The 7,325-nt window shown below is 70.8% G+C and carries 7 protein-coding genes; 3 read left to right on the top strand and 4 right to left on the bottom strand.

What is annotated here, in order from left to right:
- Positions 1-247: 247 nt before the first annotated feature.
- Positions 248-976, bottom strand: a complete 729-nt coding sequence (locus ACIG5F_RS39835; protein ID WP_396525269.1) for an SDR family NAD(P)-dependent oxidoreductase — start codon at positions 974-976, stop codon at positions 248-250.
- Positions 977-1,019: 43 nt separating this feature from the next.
- On the bottom strand, positions 1,020-2,441 hold the full coding sequence (locus tag ACIG5F_RS39830; RefSeq protein WP_396525268.1) for an MFS transporter: 1,422 nt from the start codon (positions 2,439-2,441) through the stop codon (positions 1,020-1,022).
- A gap of 50 nt (positions 2,442-2,491) precedes the next feature.
- On the opposite strand from ACIG5F_RS39830, the gene ACIG5F_RS39825 reads away from it, so the two are divergent.
- Together ACIG5F_RS39825 and ACIG5F_RS39820 are read left to right on the top strand one after the other, a co-directional pair.
- Entirely contained in the window at positions 2,492-3,205 is a 714-nt protein-coding gene (locus ACIG5F_RS39825; protein ID WP_396525267.1) for a TetR/AcrR family transcriptional regulator, read from the top strand.
- A gap of 103 nt (positions 3,206-3,308) precedes the next feature.
- Positions 3,309-3,611, top strand: a complete 303-nt coding sequence (locus tag ACIG5F_RS39820) for a DUF1540 domain-containing protein (RefSeq protein WP_396525266.1) — start codon at positions 3,309-3,311, stop codon at positions 3,609-3,611.
- 44 nt (positions 3,612-3,655) lie between these two features.
- Here ACIG5F_RS39820 and ACIG5F_RS39815 read toward each other — a convergent pair whose 3' ends face one another.
- On the bottom strand, positions 3,656-4,393 hold the full coding sequence (locus ACIG5F_RS39815) for a class I SAM-dependent methyltransferase (RefSeq protein WP_396525265.1): 738 nt from the start codon (positions 4,391-4,393) through the stop codon (positions 3,656-3,658).
- A gap of 43 nt (positions 4,394-4,436) precedes the next feature.
- Positions 4,437-5,648 (bottom strand): FAD-dependent oxidoreductase, encoded by a 1,212-nt coding sequence (locus ACIG5F_RS39810; RefSeq protein ID WP_396525264.1) that lies wholly within the window; start codon positions 5,646-5,648, stop codon positions 4,437-4,439.
- A gap of 114 nt (positions 5,649-5,762) precedes the next feature.
- Here ACIG5F_RS39810 and ACIG5F_RS39805 point away from each other — a divergent pair, with 114 nt between their 5' ends.
- Positions 5,763-7,316, top strand: a complete 1,554-nt coding sequence (locus tag ACIG5F_RS39805; protein ID WP_396525263.1) for a hypothetical protein — start codon at positions 5,763-5,765, stop codon at positions 7,314-7,316.
- The last annotated feature ends 9 nt before the right edge of the window (positions 7,317-7,325 follow it).

Raw genomic sequence — 7,325 nt, 5'->3', positions numbered from 1 at the left:
CTTGCGTATCGAGGCAGGCGGAGCCTGCCCGATAGCGCCTTGATACGCCATCGCCCAGAGGTCTCCGCGCAAAATCCACCCGGAGTCACTAACCACCCCACCCCACCCCGCCCCCCAAACCGAACAACGCCCCCAGCCCCTCATCGCAATCCCCACCCACCCGGCAACCGCGCGGCGCGGGCACCCAAAGCACACCCACAACCACACCCACAACCACACCCACAACCACAACCACAACCGTCCACTCTCAAAGCACCGCCTCCCCATCGAGAAAGAACCCCCCATTCACCCCACCAACCGGCAGCGTCGCCGCCCACACCACCCCACGGGCACTGTCGGCCGCCGGGCGGTCGGTGTTGTCGGCGCGTTCGGGGTGGGTGGCGGTGGAGCCGGGGTCGACGGAGTTGACGAGGACGGGTGTGCCTTCGAAGGCCCGGGCGAGGATCTCGGTGAGGACGTTGAGGCTGTGTTTGGCGAAGGAGTGGGCCGGGGCCCGCAGGCTGGCGCCGAGGTCGAGGCCGGCGGAGATCTGTGAGGCGGAGCGGCTGGAGACGTTGACGATGCGGGCCGCTCCCGCCGCCCGCAGCAGGGGTAGCAGGGTCTGGACCAGTTGCCATGGCCCGAGCACGTCGATGTCGATGGCCGTGCGCACGGCGTCGATGTCGGCGTCGAGGGCGGACAGGGCCTGGAAGTCGACGGGTGCGCAGGCGTTGTTGACGAGGACGTCGAGGCGGCCGAAGGACCAGCCGATCTGTTCGGCGACGGCGGCCATCGTGGCGGGCTCGGTGAGGTCCAGGCGCATCGCGGTGGCGGCCAGGTTGTCCCGGCGTAGCTGGGCGGCGAGCGTCTCGGCCCGGGCGTGGTCCCGGGCGGTGACGATCACGTGATAGCCCTGCTCGGCCAGTTGCCGGGCCACGGCGAAGCCGATGCCGACGGAGCGGCTGACACCGGTGATCAGAGCGGTCTTGACGGTCATGACGATCACTCGTTTCGTTGCGGCTGAAGTGAAAACGGGTCGACTAGCGGTTGGCGTGCCTGGGCAGGAAGCCGACCAGCAGCAGCGCGAGGAGGTAGCCGCCGGCGCAGAGGGCGAAGACGAGTTCGGCGGCGGAGAAGTAGGAGGGGCCGGCGTTGGCGAAGAAGACGGTGCCGAGGGCGGCGACGCCGATGGCGCTGGCGAACTGCTGGGCGGCGTTGAGCACGCCGGTGCCGGAGCCGACCTCCTCGGTGGTGGCGTCGCCGAGGATGAAGTCGAACAGGGGGATGAACAGCAGTCCGGAGCCGACGCCGATGACGAACAGGGCTGGGGCCAGTGTCCACACGGTCAGGGCCGCGCCGAAATGGGCGGTGGTCCACAGTAGACCGAGCAGTCCGGCGGCGGCGATGGCCAGGCCGAGGTGCAGGTTGGCCCGTCCGAGCTTGGCGGCGAGCACTGCGCCGGAGGCGAGGGTGGCGGCGGCGGTGCCGACGGCCCAGGGGATCAGGGCGAGGCCGGTGTCCAGCGGCGACCAGCCGAGTCCGGATTGCAGCAGCAGGTTGACGACCAGGACGAACGCGCTGAGCGAGGCGTAGCTGGCGCCGACGATGGCCAGGCCGATCACGAAGCTGCGTCGCTTGACCAGGGACGGTGCGATCACCGGGTGGCGGCTGCGGCGTTCGGACCGCACGAACAGGCCGAGGAACACGACGGATGCGGCGAGCATCGCGTACGTCCACGCGGGCCAGCCGAGGTCGCGGCCCTGGATGAGCGGCACGATCAGCAGCGCGGAGGCCACGGTCAGCAGGGCGACGCCGATCGGGTCGATGCGGGCGGCGCGGTCCTCGCCGCTGTGGGCGGGCAGCACCCGCCAGGCCAGGGCGAAGGCCAGCACGCCGAACGGGACGTTGATCAGGAAGATGGAGCGCCACTGGCTGCCGAACAGGTCGAGGTGCAGCAGCCAGCCGGCCAGGATCGGCCCGGCCACCGTGGCCAGGCCCATGATCGGGCCGATCGGGGCCATGGCCTTGCGGAAGTGCCGAGGCGGGAAGACGATCTTCAGCAGGGCCATGCCCTGGGGGATCATCACCGACCCGAACAGGCCCTGGAGGACGCGGGCGACGATCAGGAAGCCGGCGTCGGGGGTCAGGCCGCAGGCCAGCGAGGCGGCGGTGAAGCCGGCCATGCCCAGCAGGAACAGCCGGCGGCGGCCGAGCACGTCGCCGAGCCGGCCGGAGGTGACCAGGCCGAGGGCGAAGGCGGCGGTGTAGGCGGACAGGACCCATTGCAGGGTCGTCGGGCCGCCGCCCAGGTCGGCGCGAATGGACGGGCCGGCGAGGTTGGCGACGCTGGTGTCGATGAGGTCCATGAGTTCGGCGGCGACCACCGCGACCAGGACCACCACGGCCCGGCCGAGCGGCAGCGGCGCGACTCCAACCTCTGACGAACTAAGTTCGATACTCACGAACTAAGTTCTAGGTGACGAACTTAGTTCGTGTCAAGGTAGGGTGGGGCATGCCCGCCGACCCCCAGCAGCGCCGTGCCGCCCGCCATGCCCAGGCCGGCCCGGACGGCGCGCCCGCGCCACGGAAGACGCCCATCACCACCGACCGCATCACCGACGCCGCGCTCCAGGTCATCGCCACCGAGGGCTACGAGGCGCTGACCATCCGCCGGGTCGCGACCCTGCTCGACACCGGGCCGTCCTCGCTCTACGCGCACATCGTCAACAAGGACGACCTCGACGACCTGATCATGGGCCGCCTCTACGCCGAGATCGTGCTGCCCGAGCCCGATCCGGCGACATGGCGCGAGCAGCTCCGCGAGGTGTACGGCCAGATCCGCGACCAGTACCTCAAATACCCCGGCGTCGCCCGGGCGGCGATGGCCATGGTCCCCACCCACCTGGAAACCCTGCGGGTCGGCGAGGGGCTGCTGGCGCTCGCGCTGGCCGGCGGCATCGAGCCGCGCGCCGCCGCCTGGGCCGTCGACGCGCTCATGCTCTACGTCGGCGCCTACACGTTGGAACGTTCGCTCGTCCAGCAGCGGCGGCAGAACCACGGCGACGAGTGGGTCCTCAGCCACGACGAGCTGGTCGGCCGGATGCGGGGCCTGCCGGAGGACCGCTTCCCGCACACCCGGGCCCATGCGGCCGAGCTGGCCGCCGGCTCCGGGCACGACCGATTCGATTTCGCGCTTGACCTGGTCATCGGCAACCTCGGAAAGTGAATTCCCGCGTTTAGCTAAGGCTCACCTAATTGTTTCCGTGTTGCGATCATGGGTATTCACTGGCAACGTCGGCCCCGCCGAACAGACACCATGAGGAGTGCTCATGACCACCACGGATATGCCCGCCGTCAGCGAGTGCACCGTCACGGGGTGTTCCTACAACCACGACGGGTGTCACGCCTTCGCGATCACGGTCAGCGGCGAGAACGGCCACGCCGACTGCGCCACGTTCATTCCCTTGGCCCGCAAGGGAGGCCTGCCGATGGCGATCGCCAAAGTGGGTGCCTGCTCGCGGGCCGACTGCATGCACAACCGCGACCTGGAGTGCACCGCGCCGGGCGGGGTGCGCGTGGCCCCGGGCGAGGGCGGGAGCGCCACCAACTGCATGACTTACGCTCGGATGTAGCCGCCGAATTCACGCGGCCGGGACGGCCCGGCCGCGTGCGGCGGTTATTTCGACTTGGCGGTGAAGACGGCGAAGCTGGGGCTGCGGCGCAGGTCGGCCCAGAATTCCTCGCCGCGGTCGTCCACCGGCACGACCGTCGGCGCGCGGGTGATCTCGACCAGCCCGGCCCGGTCCAGCGCGGCCTCGAACGCGCCGGCCGGCCAGAAGAAGGAGTCGAAGGCGAACGCCGGCTCGTCCAGCACCCGCACCGACACCGGCTGCCGGAACGTCGGCTCGCCGGTCCGGACCACGTCGTAGCCGTAGCGGCCGTAGGGGCCGGCCAGGATGTCGAAGTCGGCGTCGGGATTGGGCACCAGCACCACCAGCGTGCCGCCGGGGGCGACATTGGCCGCCAGGTTGGCCGCCATCCGGTCCAGCGCCGCCGGGTCCTCGGCGTAGCCCAGCAGCCACACCGCCGTCACGATGTCGAAGCTGCCCAGCACGGGCAGGTCGGCCGCGTCGAGCCGGCGGTACTCGATGCCGCGCGGCTGCTTGCCCTCCGCGTAGTTCGCGTACGCCACCATCTCGGCCGAGGAGTCGACGCCGACCACCTTGGCCGCGCCCAGATCGACGAAGACGCGGGGATAGAAGCCGGTGCCGCAGGCGACGTCCAGCACCGACCGGCCGGTCAGGTCCGGCAGCGCCGACAGGAACGTGGCCTGCTCGGCCAGCCCGGTGGGAATGTGCTTGGCGCGCTCGTAGGTCTGGCCGAGCGCGTCGTACTGCTCGTCGGATTCCGCCATAAGCCGCAACCGTAGCGGCAAACGCGCTGCCCGAACGGGCGGATCAGCGCCGCGCGAAGGCCGGCGCGTGCTCGGGGCGCAGGCCAACGCCGATCAGGTAGGCCGGCACCGCCGACACGGCCGGGACCCGCCGCAGCAGGCCGAGGAACACCTTCGGCGGCCCGTTGCGTGTGCCGTTGACGATCGGCATCGCCAGCGCCCGGTGCAGGATGCCCTGCATCGTCTGCACGGCGATCGTCGGCAGCAGCCGCCGGGCCCGCACCCTGGCCAGGTCCCGGACGTCGACCCGGCCGCGCCGCAGCGGTTGTTCGAGCAGCGTGGCGGCGGCGACCGCGTCCTGCACGGCCAGGTTGATGCCGACGCCGCCGATGGGGGACATGGCGTGCGCGGCGTCGCCGATGCACAGCAGGCCGTCGACATGCCAGCGGCGCAAGCGGTTCAGCCGGACGTCGAGGAACTTCACGTCGTCCATCGACTCGATCTCGTCGACACGGTCGGCCAGCCAGGGGATCAGCTCGGCCAGGTTGCTGCGGAAGCGGCCCACGCCCTCGGCCCGGATCCGCGGATCGGCGCCCTTGCGGCCGATGAGGCCGAGCTGGAGGTGTCCCTCGCGCGGGATGACAACCATGAAGCGGCCGGCCCCGGCGTGCGGCATCAGGGCCGTCGGCCGGTCGGATTCCTTGCGGGACAAACGGAACCACCAGGCGTCGATGGGCACCGGCAGCTCCTTGGGTCGCAGTTCGCGCTGGCGGCGGGCGATCGACCAGCGGCCGTCGCACGCGACGGTGAGATCGACGCGGATCTCCCCGGTCTCGCCGTCGGCGGTGCGATAGCGCACGCCGCGCACGACGCCGTTCTCGCGGATCACGTCGGTGGCCTCGGTGCGCATCCGCAGGGTGAAGGTGGGTTCCTCGGCCGCCGCCTCGGCCAGCATGGTGAGCAGGTCCCATTGCGGCACCATCGCGATGTACGGGTGCCGCACGCGCAGCCGGCGCAGGTCGCCGACGCAGACCTCGGCACCGTCGCCGAGCGGGAAGACGATCCGGTCGAGCCGGCTCTGCGGCAGACGGGCGAAGCGTTCGCCGAGGCCGAGTTCGTCCAGTAGTTGCAGGGTGGTCGGATGCACGGTGTCGCCGCGGAAGTCGCGCAGGAAGTCGCCGTGCTTCTCCAGCACGGTCACTTCCACGCCGCCCCTGGCCAGCAACAACCCCAGCACCATGCCGGCGGGACCGCCGCCGATGATCACGCAGCCCATGGCCACCTCCGCAATTCATCGCTCGTTGAAAAGCCTCCCATCGCCCGACCGGCCCCGTCAAGCCACTCGCCCAGCCGATGTGCCGGCCCCGAACCGGGGGCACGCTTGGCCGTCATGACGGACAGACGGCAGCGGCACGTCAACCAGGCGCTGATGCGCATCCCCCGCCGCGCCGAAAGCACCGATCGGTCAACGCTGGCAACGACTTACGTGGCCGCGGGATCGTTCTCGGCGATGCTCAACTCCGAGGATCACCAGATCCTGTACGGGCGCCGGGGGACTGGCAAGACCCACGCGCTGCTCTTCCTCAGCGACCTGGTCGAACGGACCGGCGACATCGCCGTCTACGTGGACCTGCGCACCATCGGCTCGGCCGGCGGCCTCTACGCCGACAGCTCCCTCTCGCCGTCCACCCGCGGCACGCACCTGCTCGTCGACACGCTGGAGGCGATCCACGAGGAGCTGCTGACCGCCGCCATGGAACGGGAGCTCGCCGACCCGGATGCCTTGCTCCGGGCCATGGACGCCCTGGTCGACGCCTCGACGGCGGTGGAGGTCGTCGGCGAGGTCGAGGCGGAGACCCGGTTGAGGGAGAAGGAACGCAGCGGTGTCGGCGTCGAGCTGTCGGTGTCGACCGCGCCCCGCGGGCGGTTCTCCGCCGGCCAGCAGCGGACCGTACGGGCGGAGAGCCGGCTGCGGCGGACCGGCGTGGAACAGCATCGGGTGCTGTTCGGGCCGCTCGGCCGGGCGCTGCGCGCCGTGACGAAAGCCTTGCGCCCCAGCCGGTTGTGGCTGTTGCTGGACGAGTGGAGCAGCGTGCCGCTCGATCTTCAGCCGCTGCTGGCCGACCTGCTGCGCCGCAGCGTGCTGCCGGCGCCGGGGATCACCGTCAAGATCGCGGCCATCGAGCGCCGGTCCCGCTTCTTCCTGCCGGCCGGCCACGACTACCTCGGCATCGAGATCGGCTCGGACGCGGCCTCGGCGGTCAGCCTGGACGACGTGATGATCTTCGACCACACCCAGAACCGGGCCCAGGAGTTCTTCGGGCAGCTGTTCTTCAACCACGCCGGGCCCCGGCTGGCGGCCATGATGCGGGAACCGCCGCAAGACGCCGACTCCTTCCTGGCCGAGGCCTTCCGCCGCGGGGCCTTCGCCGAGCTGGTGCGGGCGGCCGAGGGCGTGCCCCGGGACGCCATCAACATCGCCGCCCTGGCCGCCCAGCACGCCAACAACGAGCCCATCGCCATGGCCGACGTGCGCAACGCGGCCAAGGACTGGTACCTGCGGGACAAGCAGAACGCCCTCACCGTCAACGAACCGGCCCGGCGGATGCTGCAACTGCTGGTCGACGAGATCGTCGGCAACCGGCGGTCCCGCACCTTCGTGTTGGAGCAGCTGGCCTACGCCGGCCACGAGACGATCGACGAGCTCTACGACGCGCGGCTGCTGCACCTGCTGCGTCGCGGCATCGTCGACCCGCAGCATCCGGGCCGGCTCTACGACGGGTTCGCCATCGACTACGGCTGCTACGTGTCGCTGTTGTTGGTGGGGGACCAGAACCTCCGGGTCCGCGACCGGGGCGCGTGGATCAGCTCCCCGAAAAGCGTGCCGCCCGACGGCTTCAGCCTCTCCCGGGTGGTGGTCGATCTGCCGAGCCTGCTGAAGTGATCTGCCTCA

The sequence above is a fragment of the Kutzneria sp. NPDC052558 genome, from assembly GCF_044547355.1.
GTDB lineage: Bacteria > Actinomycetota > Actinomycetes > Mycobacteriales > Pseudonocardiaceae > Kutzneria.
The sequence above is the reverse complement of the archived record's forward strand: the minus strand, read 5'-3'. Positions and strand labels throughout refer to the sequence as shown.

Excerpts from the sequence above, each read along its gene's own strand:
- ACIG5F_RS39805 (WP_396525263.1), top strand. The coding sequence starts at position 5,763 with ATGACGGACAGACGGCAGCGGCACGTCAACCAGGCGCTGATGCGCATC.
- ACIG5F_RS39835 (WP_396525269.1), bottom strand. The coding sequence starts at position 976 with ATGACCGTCAAGACCGCTCTGATCACCGGTGTCAGCCGCTCCGTCGGC.
- ACIG5F_RS39820 (WP_396525266.1), top strand. The coding sequence starts at position 3,309 with ATGACCACCACGGATATGCCCGCCGTCAGCGAGTGCACCGTCACGGGG.
- ACIG5F_RS39810 (WP_396525264.1), bottom strand. The coding sequence starts at position 5,648 with ATGGGCTGCGTGATCATCGGCGGCGGTCCCGCCGGCATGGTGCTGGGG.
- ACIG5F_RS39815 (WP_396525265.1), bottom strand. The coding sequence starts at position 4,393 with ATGGCGGAATCCGACGAGCAGTACGACGCGCTCGGCCAGACCTACGAG.
- ACIG5F_RS39825 (WP_396525267.1), top strand. The coding sequence starts at position 2,492 with ATGCCCGCCGACCCCCAGCAGCGCCGTGCCGCCCGCCATGCCCAGGCC.